We start from the raw sequence: 16,331 nt of genomic DNA on the forward strand, positions 1-16,331 counted from the left end.
TGTCAACCGAAACAGGCGCTGAACAAAACGGCGCCAAGGAGAGTCCGATGAAAACTCTGATCGCTATACTCGGCACTGCCGCCCTTGCATTCACCAGCTCGCTCGGGATGGCTGCTGACAAACCAACTGACCCTCAGATCGCCCATATCGCCTATAGTGCCGGTGCCATCGATATTGAAGCGGCCAAGCTTGCCCTGTCAAAAACGACGAATCCCGAGGTTAAAGCCTTCGCGGAATCGATGCAGAAAGACCATGCAGCCGTCAATGAAATGGCTCTGGCGCTCGTCAAAAAACTCAATGTAACGCCGGAAGATAATGCCACCAGCCAGTCACTGACCAAAGCGGGCGAAGAAGAGCGCGCCAAGCTAGATAAGCTTCAGGGAGCTGCCTTCGACAAGGCTTATATCGATAATGAAGTCGCCTATCACAAGCAGGTGAATGGCGCACTGGAAACGCTGCTGATCCCTTCTGCTCAGAATGCAGAGCTGAAAGGCCTGCTGGAAACCGGTTTGAAACTGTTTCAAGGCCATGAACAGCACGCCGAACATGTTGCGGCCAGCCTGAAATGACCGCGCTCCTTCTCAACCGACGGCAGCTACTCGCTGCCGGTGCGGCGACACTCGCCGCAACACAATTGGCTCGCGCCCATAACGGCACCGTCCACGTGGTTATTGAAAAGCTGGCCTTTGTGCCAGCTATAATCACGGTAAAGGCCGGTGAGACCATTGAATGGACAAATAAGGATCCTTTTGCCCACACTGCCACAATTAAAGGCGGTTGGGAGGTGATGATCCCGCCCGGCAAAGTGGCAACTCACATCGTTACCGCTGACGATACGGTCGATTACTACTGCCGCTTTCATCCCAATATGAAAGGCAAGATTACGGTGTCGGGTTAGAAAATATCCCTGCCGGAGTAAAACCGGCAGAGTCATTTCGATATGCACTGGCAGTGGTTGCTCTGCTTGGCGGCCACTTGCCATAACTCTTAACGCCGTACAGAATTTTGGAGGTACAGCCGGTAATAATTGCAAAGAAGAAACGTATGAACCCTTTAAATACAAAGGCTCAGCTACAGATAAACAGCAATGAACATGGGAAAATAAAACATGGCGGAGGGGGTGGGATTCGAACCCACGGTACGGTCTCCCGCACGCCGGTTTTCAAGACCGGTGCCTTAAACCACTCGGCCACCCCTCCTCAGGCAAATCAGCCCGAAACGCACTGTGATGGCGAATGAAGGCTACATACAGGCACTCTTGTCGTTTCGTCAATCGCCTCCGCTTAAATTATTGTGCTTGTTTGCAAATAATTGTTGAGACCGCATGATGTTCTGTACCATCATGCGGGCAATCCCGAAATTCAGAACCATTCCTCTTTGATGTGACTGTTCTGACGAAAGCGCACAGGAAATCTCATGAGCCTTGAAACTGTGAAAGCCTTTTTCGCTGAAAAAGCACCGGATGTGCAGGTTATTGAGCTGGAAACCAGCACTGCAACAGTTGCTGAAGCCGCTGCCGCTCATAATGTGGAGCCTGCACAAATCGCCAAAACGCTTTCACTCAAACTTGGTGAAGATATTATTCTGCTTGTTGCCCGCGGCGATGCACGGCTCGACAACCGCAAGTTCAAAGATCAGTTTCAGAACAAGCCGCGCATGCTGGATTTTGATTCTGTTTTGGAGGCCACAGGCCATCCTGTCGGCGGGGGCTGCCCTTTCGGTGTTGCGGAACATCTGAAAATCTATTGTGACGTTTCGCTGAAAGCCTTTGAAGAAGTTTTGCCTGCGGCCGGTGCTGTTAACAGTGCTGTGCGCATTAATCCGCATCGTCTGGCCGAACTGACCAATGCAAAATGGGTGGATGTATGTCAGTAAGCCTCTGACAGATATTGTAAATCTCTTCGGAATCAGCAGTTTCGATTTGGCTGAAACCATAATCACGGCCTGTAAACGGTCACCGGAATGTGACTTTAAAACAAGGGCTGTGCAAAATCACTAAAACATGATTAATTTTAGTGACTTTAATTTCAAAACAGGACTTCATATTTATTCAGAATAGTTCTAAACTGCGCTCATGTTTTTAGCAGCGCCCTGATGCGCTGCGGGAAAGGACCTGAAATGCGTCTTACCAGACAGACCAATTATGCTATTCGGATGCTGATGTATTGTGCAGCAAATGAAGGCAGTCTCAGCCGTATTGCTGAAATCGCCAAGGCCTATACGGTCTCGGAATTGTTTTTGTTCAAGATTTTGCAGCCGCTCGTTGAAAACAACATTGTCACAACAGTACGCGGACGCAATGGCGGTGTGAAACTCGCCCGCCCTGCTGCGGAAATTTCGCTGTTTGATGTGGTGCGTGTGACTGAAGATAATTTTGCGATGGCAGAATGCTTCGACAGTGACAGTGAGTGCCCGCTGATTGACAGCTGTGCGCTGAATTCTGCTTTGCGCGAAGCACTGAATGCTTTCTTCACAGTGCTTGGCAAATACAGCATTCAGGATCTGATTGATGCACGGCCGAATGTACGCAAGCTGCTGGGTATTGATGAACTGGAAGTCCGCGCAGTCGCTGCGGCACACTAGAGCATTTCACAGTCAAGTTGGATCAACTTGACGCCCGTGACAATGCGACCAAATAAAGAATTGAGACGCGAGCACTATGATTCAATCCGGACGTAAACCGCTCTAACCCCGTTTATCCATGAATTTAAAAAGCCCTGAAACAGACGTTTCAGGGCTTTTTTATTTTAACCGAATACCGAATGCGGCAGCACAAAAGGTTGACCGGCAGGCGGTGCGACACCAACCTGCAGCGGACATTCATAGACCCGCAGCAAACGGTCATTCGTCAGTGTGGTTGCGACAGAGCCGCTGGCATCTATTTCACCATTATGCACCATCACAACATGATCCGCATAAAGGGCTGTCAAATTAAGATCGTGCAGAATCGTAATGACGCCGCCGCCTTTGGCCGCAAAATTACGGGCAATATCCATCACCACGATCTGATGGCGGATATCAAGACTGGAGACCGGCTCATCCAGCAGCAGGAAGCGTGGCTGTCCATCGAGCACCGGTTTCCATACCTGACACAGCACGCGCGCGAGTTGCGTGCGCTGCTGTTCTCCGCCGGAAAGCTCCTGATAATAACGGCCGCCGAAACCGCTCAGATCGACCAGCTCCAATGCCTGATCCGGCAAACGGATTTCTTCCGCTGCTGTCAGGCCGGAACGGCCGCCTGTCAGGCCGAGATTAACAATCTCACGCACAGTAAACGGAAAGGACAAAGCGCTGTTCTGAGGAAGCACTGCGCGGCGTTCAGCCATCTGCCAGGGCTTATAGGTTTCGAACAATGCACCATCAAGCAGCGCCTGCCCCGTATAAGGCAGATCGCCGGAAAGCGCACGGATCAGCGTTGTCTTGCCGGAGCCGTTCGGCCCGACAATGGCTGTCACCTCACCGGGTTTGGCAGTGATATTGACATTTTTCAGAATGGTTTTGCCGCTGAGCTGAACGGCCAGATTTTTTGTTTCTATCATGATTATAAGTCCAGCAAACCACGGCGACGCAGCAAAATCCAAAGGAAGAACGGAGCACCGACAAATGCAGTGACAATGCCGATCGGGATTTCAGCCGGAGCAACAATAGTACGGCTGACAGCATCCGCCAGCAGCAGCATCGAAGCCCCCAGCAATGCAGAGGCAGGCAGCAAATAGCGGTGATCAGGTCCGATGGAAAGGCGCAGCAAATGCGGCACCACAATGCCGACAAAACCGATACCGCCACTGACTGCAACCGAAGCGCCGGTGGCTGCGGCTACAAGAATGATTGCTGTGTTTTTAATACGCTGAATTGGCAGCCCCAGATGATTGGCTGTCGCCTCACCCAGAGCCAGAGCATTCAATCCGCGTGCCAGAAACGGAGCCGCAAACAATGTCAGCGCAATAATCGGTCCGGCAGTGAGGATTTTAATCCATGTGGCACCGGCCAGCGAACCCATCCCCCAGAAAGTGAGATCGCGCAGCTGTCTGTCATCCGCAATATAAACCAGCACCCCGCTGAAAGCGCCGGTCATGGCACCCAGCGCAATACCGGCAAGCAGCATTGTGGCAATTGAAGTTCTGCCTCTGCGCGTGGCAACACGATACAGGATCAGTGTTGTCGTCAGGCCGCCGATAAAGGCTGCCAGCGGCAATGTATACATGCCGAGAAATCCGAGTACCGGTGCAAGGAATGTACCACCTAAAACAATAACGACAATCGCACCAAGGCTGGCGCCGGAAGAAACGCCGACCAGTCCCGGATCAGCCAGAGGGTTGCGGAACAGACCCTGCATTACCGCGCCGGAAACGGCCAGTGAAGCGCCGATCAGAATGCCGAGAATGATGCGCGGCAGGCGGATATCCATAATGATGATATGATCGCGCTGCGCTGTAATATCATCAGGATTGATTTGTGAGGAGAACAGGGATTTCAGCACCGACCAGCTTGATGCCTGCGAAGCACCGGCTGTCAGGCTGAATAATGCAACAGCCACCAGCAGAACTGCGAGAAGTGCTATCAGAATACGCGCCTGACGCGAACGGTCACCTTGCAGGGCAGTTGTACCTTTGCCGCTCTCAGCAGGCTTTATCACATTTGAGGATGCCGCGACTGTGTTGCGTTTGGCAAAGTGGGAAGCAGGCATATCGCCAACAGTATCAGTCAAAATCTTATGCTTTCCGTTTCAGCCATGCAGCAGGCAAATCGAAAAGCTGCTGCGAATGTGAAATTTGATGAAAACACATTCCGGCAGAAGACAGCTTCATACCTTATCAGAATGCGTCGCCCGTTGCCGGATAATCTTCCGGCAACGGGCTGAACCAATTCAATATCTTATTGAACAGCCTTGCCATAAAGGCCTTCTGCCAGATCGCGTGCAGCTTCAGCAGCGCGCGGTCCAAAGCCGAGCAGATAGAGCCCGTCCATGGCCAGAATAGCTTTGTTGCGACCTGCCGGTGTGGCAGCCAGCGCCGGATTGGCAAGCAGATCCGAATAATCATTCGACGCTTTATCAGGGCCGGTATTCATCAGCAGGATCATGTCCGGAGCAGCTTTATCAAGAGCTTCATCGGTCAGCTGTTTGTAGCCCTGAAATTCGTCAATCGCGTTGATGCCGCCGGCCATCTTAATCATGCCGTCAGCCGCAGTTTCCCGCCCTGATGCCATGAGACGTCCGCCCTGACGGGACAAAATAAACAGGACACGCTTTTTCTCGGTGATTTTGCTGGTCGCGGCCTCAACAGCCTTCAGATCAGTGCGGACTTTTTCCGCCAGAGCCGCGGCTTTATCCTGAGCACCTAATGCCTGTCCCACAGCATTGATTTTATTGGTAATACCTTCAGCGGTATATTGATCCTGCACAATAATCATCGGCACAGAAGCGCGTTTCAGCACATCCATAGTTTCCGCAGGGCCGCTGCCTTCAATCACCAGCATGGCAGTCGGTGCAACAGACAAAATACCTTCCGCTGAAAGCTGGCGCATATAGCCGATATCAGGGAGCTTTTTGACTGTTTCCGGATAAATACTGGTGCGGTCGCGGGCAATAAGCTTGTCTTCAAGACCCAGCGCATAGATGATTTCTGTCAGCGCGCCGCCAACACTCACCAGTCGTGTTGTATCCGTAAAGGTTTTGACCTCTTCTGCCTGTGCAGGTGAGATCATACCGGCGACCGGCAAAACGCCTGTGGTGGCAGAAAGCAGACCGGCAGCAAAAGCTGCAACCAAACGATAAGACCTGATCCGGGATGAAAAAAGAGTGCTGCGGGCAAAAGACATTGGTCAATCCGAGACTGTTCCGGCCAAAGATAACTATCCTGACCGTCATTGATAATATTCACCGCCAAGGGAGACAGCGGGCAATTTTAAAAGTGAACCATGCAGAGCGACATAAACCGCCCTGCATGTCTTTCAGAGTTTTCAGGCTGCTGCGGAGCGTGCCAGACGCGGCAGCGCTTCAACCAGTTCACGCCAGTCTGTGCGCTCTGCTTCACCTTCGTGACGCTCGCCAAAGAACTGGGCAATCATTTCGCCCTGCTCGTCATAGGCTTCCAGCGATGTTACATGGCCGTCTTTGGTAGGCTTACGAACAGCCCAAACGGCATGAACATGGTCGGTGCGGAAATGCATGTGGAAAGTCGGATCCATAACATTGAGCCACGGGCCCATCATTTTGATCTCTTTAACCGGACCGGTATGGATCTGAATGCAACCGTTATTACCGACAAAAACCATGATCGGCTGGCCGGTTTCGGAAACCGTATTCATCATGCTTTCAACTGTACCGGCTTCCAGTTCCCAGGCGAATTCTTCACCGGCAAGTTCAACAGCCTGTTTGCGGCTGACAGCGTAATCACGCAGGATCATCACGAACTGATGCACGTCAGTCATGTTTGTCCAGCGCTCACGGAAGCCGTTTACATCAACTGTATCAATGTCTGTCGGCTCTTTTTTCGCTGCAGCTTTGGTTTCAACTGTCTGGCTCTGATCGTCCGAGCGCAGCTGAGCAACCAGTGCTTCATAGGCGGCCAGATCGGACGCATCACGCAGATGGATTTTGTGAACCGCATCACCGGCCTTGTTGAAGAACTGCAATGAGCGGCGGATATTATTTTCGCTGTCAGCTTTCTCTACAGCGAAACCATAGGCCCAGGCTTTCGGGAAAATACGCAGATCGATCTGCTTGCCGAGCACCAGAGACGCATGCGGTCCGACGGAGACTTTTTCATAAGGTCCGATTTTTTCGTGCACAACGCTTTCATTGCGGGTCAGCGCCATAACTTCGCCGAGTGTGGTTGCGCCGTTCAGAATTGCAGCAATGTCCACATTCAGGCGAATAGCAGATGTGCCGACATGGGCAGCAACATAATCAGCCTCGGTAATACCATGAGCCTGAGCAAAGTCCCTCTCACGGGATTTCGGATTTTCACTGCGCAGACGCAGGATATCTTGCGGTGTCAGGGACTGAGAATGTGTTTGCGTTGCAGTCATTATTATACGCCTGTACCGACCACATCCGCCGGATGCAGTCTATTAGTGTCATCGTCAAATCCGGCTTTTCAACAAAACTGCCGGATCAGTTTATCGGCGCCTTCTGGCCCCCGTTGCATCAATGCAACCATCCTGTTTATTTTCAGGAAGTTTTCTTGACACAAAATATCATATTAATTATTGGAAGCAATAGTGGACTTTAAGAGTCATATTAAAAATCATGTGATTGTCCATAAACTTGTGTGGAAAAACAGAGGATATCTGGCCTCCGCATAGTACAGAATTGAACCTGCACCAGCCGGATCAGGGAACTCGCAGATCAGTACGGAAAAACTGCTGATTGTTGCTGAGAACATTTTTCCGGTGCAAGCGCCAAGGTTCCGAACGCAATTTTAATGCCTTGCTTGCCCCGCCAATAAGCGGCAACGATGCGGAGACTTTCAATGCAGCAGCCTTCCAACCTCTCCAGATATCTCAAAATCGGTCTCGGCAGCACGGCTATCAGCCTTGTGGTAATGGCTGGCGCAGCCAATGCCCAGCAGGCACAGGCTCAGACTGCAAAACCGGCTGCGGAAAATGCATCCGGTGATGTGCAGCTCAACACAATCAATGTTAAAACCGTTAATCCTCAGGATATTACATCCCGTCCGGCACCGGTCAGCACAATCTCCAAAACAGAGATCAAGCTGAACGGCCGTGAAAAACTGGATACGGTTCTGCGTGAAACTCCGGGCGTGTTCACCCGTATTAACGGCTCCAATCCGGGTGTTGCGGTCAATATTCGCGGTTTTGAAGGCTCCGGCCGCGTGAATATGATGATCGACGGTGCGCCGCAGACTTTCCGTACCACGGCGCATGATGCTCAAGGTTACAGCTATATCGATCCGAATCTGCTGTCCTCCGTTGATATTACCCGCGGTGCAGTGACCACTGAAGGCGGCAGCGGTCTTGCCGGCAGTGTTAATTTCAAAACACTCGGCGTTGATGACGTATTGATGGAAGGCAAGGACAAAGGCGTTCTCGGCCGCGCATCATGGGGCAGCAACGGCGTCGGCTTCTCTGAAATGCTTGCCGGTGCGATGCGCGTCAATGAAGTGGGCATTGTTGCCGCTCTCAGCCGCCGCGATTCCAATGATTATAAAAACGGTGACGGTATTACCCAGAATAAAACCGGTCAGGAGATGACTTCCGGCCTGTTCAAAACAGAATTCGGATTTGCCGAAGATCACAAGCTGACACTTGGCGGCGTGATTTATAACAATAAATATGGCACATCGCAGACGAATTTCATGCCTGTGCCGCCGACAATTGACTATGATCTGCTGCTGCAGAACCGTACATTTACAGCCAATTACGTCTACAAGCCTGTCGATAATGATCTGATTGACCTTGCGATCAACGGTTATTTCAACAGCACAAAACTGACTTATGTCGGTGGCAACAGCCCTACTCTGTCGAGCCTTGGCCGTGAAATCAAAAATGAATCCATCGGCTTCTCGGTCGCCAACACTTCCCGTTTCACAGTCAATGATCTGTATATCGACTGGAAATACGGCGTTGAATATAATCACGACAATACCGGCGGCGTGAAAGTCGGCGTTAATCCGGTTGATTCAAGCATGAACCGCGGCGCAGCCTTTACTCAGGTCGAGTGGAATTACGACCGCCTTCAGGTTCTGACCGGTCTGCGTTATGACTTCTACAAGCTGGACGGTACAGCCGATAGCGGTATTCCGGGCTTTGAAGATAACGGCATGTATTCCGCCAATCAGTCCAAAGGCTTGTGGAATCCTAAAGTTACACTCGCTTACAATGTAACTGACTGGCTCCAGCCATATGTGACCTATTCGCAGTCAATGCGCGCGCCAACATTGCAGGAAACAATGATCGGCGGCACGCATCCCGGCGGAACAGCATCCAGCTATGTGCCAAACCCTTATCTCGCGCCTGAAGAGCAGCGCGGCTGGGATATCGGCCTGAACATGAAGCATGATGATCTGATTACCGCAGGCGACACAATCCGCTTCAAAGCCAATTACTTTGATATGGATGTTAAAAACTATATCGCAGCGCAGCGTAATACGACTTTCAACAAGCTGCAGTTTGTTAACCTGCCGGGCACATCCCGCGTGAAAGGTTTTGAACTCGAAACACATTATAATTCCGATTATGTGTTCGGCAGCCTTTCCTACACCCATAACAAGTCTGACCTGCCGTCGCAGACACCGGGTCTTGGTGCAAGCCAGTATCTGCCGGATGATGTTTTTGCGGCGACCCTCGGCGGCTATTTCTTTGATAAGAAGCTCTCTGCAGGTGTGAAATATTCCTATGTTTCCAGCGGTCTGGTTGCTGCTGCAGATGCACGAGGCAATCTGCTGCCTCCGACAAAATCCGACTCCTATGATCTGGTAGACATTTTCGCGACCTATAAATTCAATGAAAATGTTGACCTGTCCCTCAAAGTCACCAACCTGTTTGATAAAACATATACACCGGCACTCAGCACATCGGGCTCCGGTCAGGGTCGTACATTCGTTGTCGCCACTCAGTTCCAGTTCTGAGTTGAGCCGGATATAGAAGATGATGCAGCGCGCTCTTCGGGGCGCGTTGTTTTTTTCAAAATCCTGTTGAAATTCCGTTTTTATACGTAGTGTGACAACACGCCACAGCGGTATGATTTTACCGTAAATTCTCCGTTCTGCCGTTTTTCCGTACCGAATAGTTCAATTAATATGGGTATTTAACTCAGGTTTAAAGTCATTCTAAATTGTTGATTTTTAGAATGGTTTTAATCTGCACAATTTGACAAGCCCGCCTCTGTGAAGCATTAGAAAATCAAACAGTTACAGTGCAACTTTAAATGTTTGGCCTTGACCCATTCATTTGGAGGAATGATGAATCAGTATAATTTTATGAATGCAGCCAGGGTTGCTTTCTTTTTCAGCGACCATGATGAAAATCAGAACATGATTTCTTCAGGTCATTTGCATATTTCAAATTCATTTTCCGTATTTTCCGGCTTAAACACCGCTTTTTCTATGCATGGTGCAGCATGCTAGTCTGCCATTGCAATGTAATTACTGCCAAAGAAATCGAAAATACTATCATCCAGATGCTGGATGAAGATTGCTGGCAATTGATTGTTCCTGCCAAGGTCTACCATGCTATGAAGAAGCGTGGCCGGTGCTGCGGCTGCTTCCCAAATGTTGTTGAAACGATCATAAGAGTGACTGAAGAATATCATCTTCGGCGCGAGCACAATGATTCTGAGTTCATTGTCTATATTGATCGCGTTCGTGCGTTACGTGAACAATTCGGGAGCAAATGGAATGAAGGGCGACAAAAAGGTCATCGAGCGGCTTAACGAGGCACTTTTCCTCGAACTCGGCGCAGTAAACCAATATTGGCTGCACTACCGCCTCCTGTCTGACTGGGGTTATACCCGTCTGGCGAAAAAGGAACGCGAAGAGTCGATTGAAGAAATGCAGCATGCAGACCGCCTCATCGACCGCATCATTTTCCTAGAAGGCCATCCGAACCTGCAGACTGTTGCGCCGCTGCGTATCGGTCAGACTGTAAAAGAAGTTCTGGAAGCTGATCTGGCCGGTGAATATGACGCCCGCGCCTCTTACAAGAAATCCCGCGAAATCTGCGATGAAGCAGGTGACTATGTCAGCCGTCAGCTTTTCGACGAATTGCTGAAGGATGAGGAAGGCCATATCGACTTCCTCGAAACCCAGCTCGAACTGCTCGGCAAAATCGGCGAAGAACGCTATGGTATGCTCAATGCCGCACCGGCAGATGCTGCTGAATAAAATCGTTATTGCGATTGCAATGAAAGGCTCCGCTCTGCGGGGCCTTTTTTATTGCCGGATACACGCCGTACCAATCTTACAAATCAAAAATTTGAAAAGCAGAATTGCAGTGTTTCCGCTTTGTATCTGCAATTTAATCCTCCTGTTATTTACAGGAGACTCTCTATGGATTTTCGTATCACAGGGCTTTCACCGGAGCCGTTTCGCCACCTATTTGGTTTACCCGATCATGAACTGAAACAGCATCGTGCACTACGCGTATTTGCTGAAGACAGAGGTTATCCTGACCGTATTGAGATGTGTGAGGCTGAAATAGGTGAAAGCCTGCTGCTGCTCAACCATGTCTGCCAAAGCGCAGAAACACCCTATTATGCAACTCATGCGATTTATGTACGCGAGAATGCAGTGGCAGCCTATGACCAGATCAACGAGGTTCCCTCAGTCATGCGCACGCGGCTCCTGTCTTTGCGTGCCTATAATGCTACAGGCATGATTATAGGAGCTGAAGTTGTGCAGGGTACGGATATTGAAGCGGCAATTGAACGCCTCTTCAGCGATCAGAACGCCGCCTATATTCATGCGCATAATGCCGGACGCGGCTGTTATTCCGGTCGTATTGACCGCGCCTGAACCATATAAAAAAGCTCCGCAAATGCGGAGCCTTTTCATTTCTTCATGCAAGCAGCTTATTGCGGCAGCTTGTCATCAATGCCCTGAACATAGAAGTTCATGCTGACGATTGCTTTATCATCGGCGGTTTCACCGGCTTTGAGCCATTCAGAACCATCCTGCTTTTTCAGCGGGCCGGTAAACGGCTTCAGCTCGCCGGAGGTCAGCTTCTTGATGGTTTCTTCAGCCATTGCTTTCACATCGTCAGGCATATTGGTCAGCGGTGCCATAGCAACCAGACCGGTATTCATGCCGTTGAATGTATTCTGCGACTTCCATGTGCCATCGAGAACAGCTTTGGTGCGCTCGATATAATATGGCGACCAATGGTCGATTGTCGCTGTCAGCTGGGTTTCAGGGCCGAACTTGATCATGTCCGAAGCCTGACCGAATGCCTTGATACCGCGTTCTGCCGCAACCTGAATTGGTGCGGTGGAATCTGTATGCTGGGTGAGAATATCAACGCCCTGATCGATCAGCGCCTTGGCAGCATCTGCTTCTTTGCCCGGATCAAACCATGAGTTTGCCCAGATGATCTTGATTTTGAAATCCGGATTAACGGACTGCGCGCCGATCATGAAGGAGTTGATAGCCTGCACAACTTCCGGCACCGGCACGGAACCGATGAAGCCAGCCATACCGTTTTTCGACAATTTGGCAGCGATCTGACCCTGCACATAACGGCCTTCATAGAAGCGCGCATTATAGGCAGATACGTTTTCTGCTGTCTTATAGCCGGTTGCATGTTCAAATTTCACATCAGGAAATTTTTTCGCAACTTTAATGGTCGGATCCATATAGCCGAAAGATGTCGTGAAAATCAGCTTATTGCCTGCACGGGCAAGACGTTCAATCGAACGCTCGGCATCCGCACCTTCCGGTACGCTTTCCAGATAGCTGGTTGTGATCTTATCACCCAGTTCTTTTTCCAGCTCTTTGCGGGCTTCGTCATGCTGATAGGTCCAGCCGAAATCACCCGGAGGGCCGATATAGATAAAGCCGACCTTCAGCTTTTCTTCAGCCATGGCGGTGCCTGCCATGGCAAGCGTTGCCGCAGTGGCAAGAATTGTTAGCGTTTTCTTCATTGTCCCCGTTCTCCTGTTAAGGTCCGTAATCAAAAAACTGTAAAACGACTTTGTATTATCTATCCGGCACAAATGGCTTGCCGAGCGATGCCGGTGTATTCATCATTGTCAGGCGGCGGTTACGCGAAATAATCACCAGCACAATGATTGTCGCCAGATATGGCAGTGCCGACAACAGTTGCGGCGGCAGGCCGATGCCGAATGCCTGCGCATGGAGCTGACCGATCGTCACTGCACCAAAAAGATAGGCGCCGATCAGCACACGCCAAGGCCGCCATGAAGCAAAAACCACCAGAGCCAGCGCAATCCAGCCACGGCCAGCCGTCATATTTTCCACCCATTGCGGCACATAGACGAGGGAGAGCTGCGCACCGGCAAGACCCGCACAGGCACCACCGAACATTACAGCCAGATAACGCGTGCGCACCACATTGATGCCGAGCGCATGGGCGGAGCCGTGATTGTCGCCGATAGAGCGCAGTTTAAGCCCTGCCCGTGAGCGGAACAAAAACCAGCTCACGCCAATAACCAGCAATAATGCGATATAGAAAATCGGGTCTTGCCCGAACAGCAATTTTCCGATCAGCGGGATATCGCTCAGATAAGGAATATAGATCGCGCCAAGGCGCACGCCCGGAAGACCGACAAAGCCCTCGCCGATCACTGCCGATGCGCCCAGCCCGAGAATGGTCAGAGCCAGACCTGTTGCCACCTGATTGGTGACCAGTGTCAGTGTCAGAAAGCCGAACAGCAATGCGCAGGCTGCTCCTGCAAAAATTGCTGCTATCATGCCGAGCCACGCATTGCCGGTTAAATGAGCGATACCGAAACCGGTGACTGCGCCCATCAGCATCATGCCTTCAACACCGAGATTGAGCACACCTGAGCGTTCAACGACCAACTCGCCGATGGCGGCAATCAGCAGAGGCGTGGCCGCTGTTGCAATAGTCAGCATAATTGCCTGTGTCATATCCATGGCTCAGGCCTCCCCGCGCAGATCATGCTGACTGCGACTGACAAAACGAATGCGGTAGTGAATGAAAGTATCGCAGGCCAGCACAAAAAACAGGATCATCCCCTGAAACACGCGCGCGGATTTTTCTGAGATACCAATAGAAAGCTGTGCTGCCTCACCGCCGAGATAGGACAATGCCAGCACCAGACCGGCTGCAATAATACCCAGCGGATTAAGCCGCCCGAGAAAGGCAACAATAATCGCCGTAAATCCGTAGCCCGGTGTAATTGTCGTACGCAGCTGTCCGATAGCGCCGGACACTTCGCTGATACCGGCAAGACCTGCCAGCGCACCGGAGACCAGAAAGGCAAAGAATGTAATCTTGCCCGCACTGAAACCGGCGAAACGCGCTGCACGCGGGCTTTGCCCGACAACCTTGATCTGAAAACCTTTCAGGGTGCTGTGCAGCATGAACCACAGCAGGAATGCAGCAATAATGGCGAAGATGAATCCCCAATGCGCACGCCCTGCGGCTGACCAGATTTCCGGCAGCACCGCATATTCATGAAACTGACGGCTTTCAGGGAAATTATTACCTTCCGGATTGCGCCATGGCCCGCGCACCAGCCAGTCCAGAAAGAACTGCGCCACATAGACCAGCATCAGGCTGGTCAGGATCGTATTGGCATTAAAACGGGTTTTTAAAAGCGCCGGAACCGCACCATAAAGCGCACCGCCGACCATCCCCATCAGCAGCATCAGCGGCAGAACATACCAGCCCTGCACGTCCGGATATAATATCGGCAGGATCGAACCGGTAATCGCGCCCATGGTCAGCTGACCTTCGGCACCGATATTCCAGTTATTCGACAGATAACAGACGGAAAGCCCGACAGCGATCAGGATCAGCGGCGCGGCTTTGACCAGCAATTCATGAATCGACCACATATCCAGCAGCGGCTCAATGAAGAACGCATGGAGCGCCGCAAAAGGGTCTTTTCCCATCAGCGCAAACAAAATGGCGCCGCAAATCATTGCAAGCGCCAGTGCTAACAGCGGAGAAATTGCGCTGAACCAACGTGAGGGTTGTGGTCTTTTAATCAGTTCAATACGCATCAGACTGCCCCGCCCATCATCAGGCCGATTTTTTCAGCCGTTACAACATCGCGCGGCATGGCTTCGGATAACTGACCATGATGCATCACTGCGATACGGTCACAAATTTCAAACAATTCATCAAGGTCCTGACTGATGACCAGTACCGCAGAACCCTGACGTGACAGATCCACCAAAGCCTGACGAATACGCATGGCCGCACCGGCATCCACGCCCCATGTCGGCTGATTGACGACAAGAACAGACGGGTTGCGATCCAGCTCACGGCCGATAATGAATTTCTGCAAATTGCCGCCGGACAGCGCACCCGCCACCGGATTTTCCGCATTTTTGCGTACATCCATCATCGCATTGATGCGCTTGGCAGCGGAGGACAATGCGGATTGCGAGATGATTTTGAGCCAGCCACCCTTCAGAAACACTTTTGCATCGGTACGGTAACGCGACAGAAACAGATTATCCGTCAGCGGCAGTTCCGGCACAGCGCCATGTCCTAAACGTTCTTCCGGCACAAAACCTGCGCCCAGCATTCGGCGCTGCGTGATACCGGCAAGACCTGCCTGCTGCCCGCGAATACGGATGGTTGATGCCTGATCCTGCCGCAACTCGCCGGATACAGCTTCAAAAAACTCGCTCTGGCCGTTACCGGCAACACCGGCGATGCCAACCACCTCACCGGCAGCGACATTCAGAGAAATATTACGTAAGGCCGTTGAGAATGGTCCGCGCGGTGCCTGTGAAAGCCCGTCAATCTCCAGCAATATCGCCTGTTCCGCTGACTGCAACTCAGCTTTCGGACGTTCAACCAGTGCCACATCCTCACCGACCATCATACGGGCAAGCGACGCTGCGGTTTCCTGCGAAGGCGTGCAATGGGACACGACTTTGCCATGGCGCAGCACGGTTGCGCGGTCGCAAATCTGCTTCACTTCTTCCAGCCGGTGGCTGATATAGAGAATGGATTTGCCTTCGCTTTTCAGGCGATTGAGCGTGATAAACAGCTTGTCCGCTTCCTGAGGGGTCAAAACTGATGTCGGCTCGTCGAGAATAATAAGTTCCGGCTCTTGCAACAGGCAGCGGATAATTTCGATACGCTGGCGCTCCCCGACCGATAAATCACCGACAAGCGCATTGGTATCGACGGGCAGGCCGTAAGTCTCACCGATCTGCGATGCTTTTTGCGCAACTTCATTGAGGGAGAGACCCGCATCCAGTGACAGCGCGATATTTTCTGCAGCGGTCAAACTGTCAAACAGAGAGAAATGCTGAAAAACCATACCAATGCCGAGCTTGCGGGCATAGGCCGGATTATTCATGCGGACTTTGCGTCCCTTCCAGAAAATCTCGCCATCCTGTGGCTGCAAAGAGCCGAACAGCATTTTGACAAGCGTGGATTTTCCTGCGCCGTTTTCCCCCAGCAGCGCGTGGATTTCGCCATGTTCAATTGTCAGATCAATCTGGTCACATGCTTTCAGCGCACCAAACTGTTTGGTTAAACGCCGTACATCCAGTAATTGCTCAGCCAGTAATTGTTGAGGTTTTGCGGAAGGTTCTGTCATGTGTCCCCTAGACATTTCTTCCGCCCACCTTATGCCACAGTCAAAAAAATAGGAAAGCCGAAAAGTAATTTATAACAATTCTATGAACACTTTTTGCAAG

At 51.2% G+C, this 16,331-nt stretch carries 16 protein-coding genes and 1 tRNA gene; 8 read left to right on the plus strand and 9 right to left on the minus strand.

The annotated features are described in order from the left end of the window. Positions 1-47 precede the first annotated feature (47 nt). Positions 48-569, plus strand: a complete 522-nt coding sequence (locus JNC80_RS07495; protein WP_376709956.1) for a DUF4142 domain-containing protein — start codon at positions 48-50, stop codon at positions 567-569. Continuing rightward, complete coding sequence (locus tag JNC80_RS07500) at positions 566-898, plus strand: cupredoxin domain-containing protein (protein WP_376709957.1); 333 nt, start codon at positions 566-568, stop codon at positions 896-898. The genes JNC80_RS07495 and JNC80_RS07500 overlap by 4 nt, the downstream gene beginning before the upstream one ends. 211 nt (positions 899-1,109) lie before the next feature. Here the strand turns inward: JNC80_RS07500 and JNC80_RS07505 are convergent. Then, a tRNA-Ser gene (locus tag JNC80_RS07505) sits at positions 1,110-1,199 on the minus strand. A 217-nt stretch (positions 1,200-1,416) separates the two neighbouring features. Between JNC80_RS07505 and JNC80_RS07510 the strand changes: the two genes are divergently transcribed. Together JNC80_RS07510 and rirA are read left to right on the plus strand one after the other, a co-directional pair. Beyond that, on the plus strand, positions 1,417-1,875 hold the full coding sequence (locus JNC80_RS07510; RefSeq protein WP_376709958.1) for a YbaK/EbsC family protein: 459 nt from the start codon (positions 1,417-1,419) through the stop codon (positions 1,873-1,875). A gap of 243 nt (positions 1,876-2,118) precedes the next feature. Further along, entirely contained in the window at positions 2,119-2,583 is a 465-nt protein-coding gene (gene rirA / locus JNC80_RS07515; protein WP_022712105.1) for an iron-responsive transcriptional regulator RirA, read from the plus strand. A gap of 164 nt (positions 2,584-2,747) precedes the next feature. Here the strand turns inward: rirA and JNC80_RS07520 are convergent, their stop codons facing one another. The 4 genes from JNC80_RS07520 to JNC80_RS07535 all read right to left on the minus strand — a co-directional run bounded on the left by JNC80_RS07520 (position 2,748) and on the right by JNC80_RS07535 (position 7,032). Then, on the minus strand, positions 2,748-3,539 hold the full coding sequence (locus JNC80_RS07520; RefSeq protein WP_075655240.1) for a heme ABC transporter ATP-binding protein: 792 nt from the start codon (positions 3,537-3,539) through the stop codon (positions 2,748-2,750). Positions 3,540-3,541: 2 nt separating this feature from the next. Then, a complete protein-coding gene (locus JNC80_RS07525) occupies positions 3,542-4,687 on the minus strand; it encodes a FecCD family ABC transporter permease (protein ID WP_376710126.1) in 1,146 nt (381 codons plus the stop codon). A 188-nt stretch (positions 4,688-4,875) separates the two neighbouring features. After that, on the minus strand, positions 4,876-5,820 hold the full coding sequence (locus JNC80_RS07530) for a heme/hemin ABC transporter substrate-binding protein (protein WP_510186703.1): 945 nt from the start codon (positions 5,818-5,820) through the stop codon (positions 4,876-4,878). Between the two features lie 141 nt (positions 5,821-5,961). After that, the gene (locus JNC80_RS07535) at positions 5,962-7,032 is read right to left on the minus strand and encodes a hemin-degrading factor (protein WP_376709960.1); all 1,071 of its coding nucleotides are present in this window, start codon (positions 7,030-7,032) and stop codon (positions 5,962-5,964) included. A 443-nt stretch (positions 7,033-7,475) separates the two neighbouring features. Between JNC80_RS07535 and JNC80_RS07540 the strand changes: the two genes are divergently transcribed. From JNC80_RS07540 to JNC80_RS07555, 4 genes are all read left to right on the plus strand, one after another. Then, on the plus strand, positions 7,476-9,593 hold the full coding sequence (locus tag JNC80_RS07540) for a TonB-dependent receptor domain-containing protein (protein WP_022712111.1): 2,118 nt from the start codon (positions 7,476-7,478) through the stop codon (positions 9,591-9,593). A 491-nt stretch (positions 9,594-10,084) separates the two neighbouring features. Then, on the plus strand, positions 10,085-10,396 hold the full coding sequence (locus tag JNC80_RS07545; RefSeq protein WP_075655248.1) for a (2Fe-2S)-binding protein: 312 nt from the start codon (positions 10,085-10,087) through the stop codon (positions 10,394-10,396). After that, entirely contained in the window at positions 10,362-10,847 is a 486-nt protein-coding gene (gene bfr / locus JNC80_RS07550) for a bacterioferritin (RefSeq protein WP_022712114.1), read from the plus strand. Before JNC80_RS07545 ends, bfr begins: the two co-directional genes overlap by 35 nt. Positions 10,848-11,012: 165 nt before the next feature. Next, the gene (locus JNC80_RS07555) at positions 11,013-11,477 is read left to right on the plus strand and encodes a DUF1203 domain-containing protein (RefSeq protein ID WP_075655250.1); all 465 of its coding nucleotides are present in this window, start codon (positions 11,013-11,015) and stop codon (positions 11,475-11,477) included. Between the two features lie 56 nt (positions 11,478-11,533). Here JNC80_RS07555 and JNC80_RS07560 read toward each other — a convergent pair whose 3' ends face one another. From JNC80_RS07560 to JNC80_RS07575, 4 genes are read right to left on the minus strand one after another with little or no spacing between them, the layout of a single operon-like run. Beyond that, positions 11,534-12,601, minus strand: coding sequence for a BMP family ABC transporter substrate-binding protein (locus JNC80_RS07560; RefSeq protein ID WP_075655252.1), 1,068 nt, complete (start codon positions 12,599-12,601; stop codon positions 11,534-11,536). Between the two features lie 55 nt (positions 12,602-12,656). Continuing rightward, positions 12,657-13,577, minus strand: a complete 921-nt coding sequence (locus JNC80_RS07565; protein ID WP_075655254.1) for an ABC transporter permease — start codon at positions 13,575-13,577, stop codon at positions 12,657-12,659. A gap of 3 nt (positions 13,578-13,580) precedes the next feature. Then, positions 13,581-14,672: an ABC transporter permease gene (locus JNC80_RS07570; RefSeq protein WP_075655256.1), complete on the minus strand. Its 1,092-nt coding sequence runs from the start codon at positions 14,670-14,672 to the stop codon at positions 13,581-13,583. Beyond that, a complete protein-coding gene (locus tag JNC80_RS07575) occupies positions 14,672-16,231 on the minus strand; it encodes an ABC transporter ATP-binding protein (RefSeq protein ID WP_376709961.1) in 1,560 nt (519 codons plus the stop codon). The genes JNC80_RS07570 and JNC80_RS07575 overlap by 1 nt, the downstream gene beginning before the upstream one ends. Between the last annotated feature and the right edge of the window lie 100 nt (positions 16,232-16,331).

The organism is Pseudochrobactrum lubricantis, from assembly GCF_041929865.1.
In the GTDB taxonomy this organism is placed as follows: Bacteria; Pseudomonadota; Alphaproteobacteria; order Rhizobiales; family Rhizobiaceae; genus Pseudochrobactrum; species Pseudochrobactrum saccharolyticum.

Bases quoted from the DNA above. Each gene is read 5' to 3' on its own strand.
- JNC80_RS07565 (WP_075655254.1), bottom strand. From the start codon at position 13,577: ATGGATATGACACAGGCAATTATGCTGACTATTGCAACAGCGGCCACG.
- JNC80_RS07530 (WP_510186703.1), bottom strand. From the start codon at position 5,820: ATGTCTTTTGCCCGCAGCACTCTTTTTTCATCCCGGATCAGGTCTTAT.
- JNC80_RS07570 (WP_075655256.1), bottom strand. From the start codon at position 14,672: ATGCGTATTGAACTGATTAAAAGACCACAACCCTCACGTTGGTTCAGC.
- JNC80_RS07510 (WP_376709958.1), top strand. From the start codon at position 1,417: ATGAGCCTTGAAACTGTGAAAGCCTTTTTCGCTGAAAAAGCACCGGAT.
- JNC80_RS07535 (WP_376709960.1), bottom strand. From the start codon at position 7,032: ATGACTGCAACGCAAACACATTCTCAGTCCCTGACACCGCAAGATATC.
- JNC80_RS07555 (WP_075655250.1), top strand. From the start codon at position 11,013: ATGGATTTTCGTATCACAGGGCTTTCACCGGAGCCGTTTCGCCACCTA.
- rirA (WP_022712105.1), top strand. From the start codon at position 2,119: ATGCGTCTTACCAGACAGACCAATTATGCTATTCGGATGCTGATGTAT.
- JNC80_RS07560 (WP_075655252.1), bottom strand. From the start codon at position 12,601: ATGAAGAAAACGCTAACAATTCTTGCCACTGCGGCAACGCTTGCCATG.
- JNC80_RS07500 (WP_376709957.1), top strand. From the start codon at position 566: ATGACCGCGCTCCTTCTCAACCGACGGCAGCTACTCGCTGCCGGTGCG.
- JNC80_RS07575 (WP_376709961.1), bottom strand. From the start codon at position 16,231: ATGACAGAACCTTCCGCAAAACCTCAACAATTACTGGCTGAGCAATTA.
- JNC80_RS07495 (WP_376709956.1), top strand. From the start codon at position 48: ATGAAAACTCTGATCGCTATACTCGGCACTGCCGCCCTTGCATTCACC.
- bfr (WP_022712114.1), top strand. From the start codon at position 10,362: ATGAAGGGCGACAAAAAGGTCATCGAGCGGCTTAACGAGGCACTTTTC.
- JNC80_RS07540 (WP_022712111.1), top strand. From the start codon at position 7,476: ATGCAGCAGCCTTCCAACCTCTCCAGATATCTCAAAATCGGTCTCGGC.
- JNC80_RS07520 (WP_075655240.1), bottom strand. From the start codon at position 3,539: ATGATAGAAACAAAAAATCTGGCCGTTCAGCTCAGCGGCAAAACCATT.
- JNC80_RS07545 (WP_075655248.1), top strand. From the start codon at position 10,085: ATGCTAGTCTGCCATTGCAATGTAATTACTGCCAAAGAAATCGAAAAT.
- JNC80_RS07525 (WP_376710126.1), bottom strand. From the start codon at position 4,687: ATGCCTGCTTCCCACTTTGCCAAACGCAACACAGTCGCGGCATCCTCA.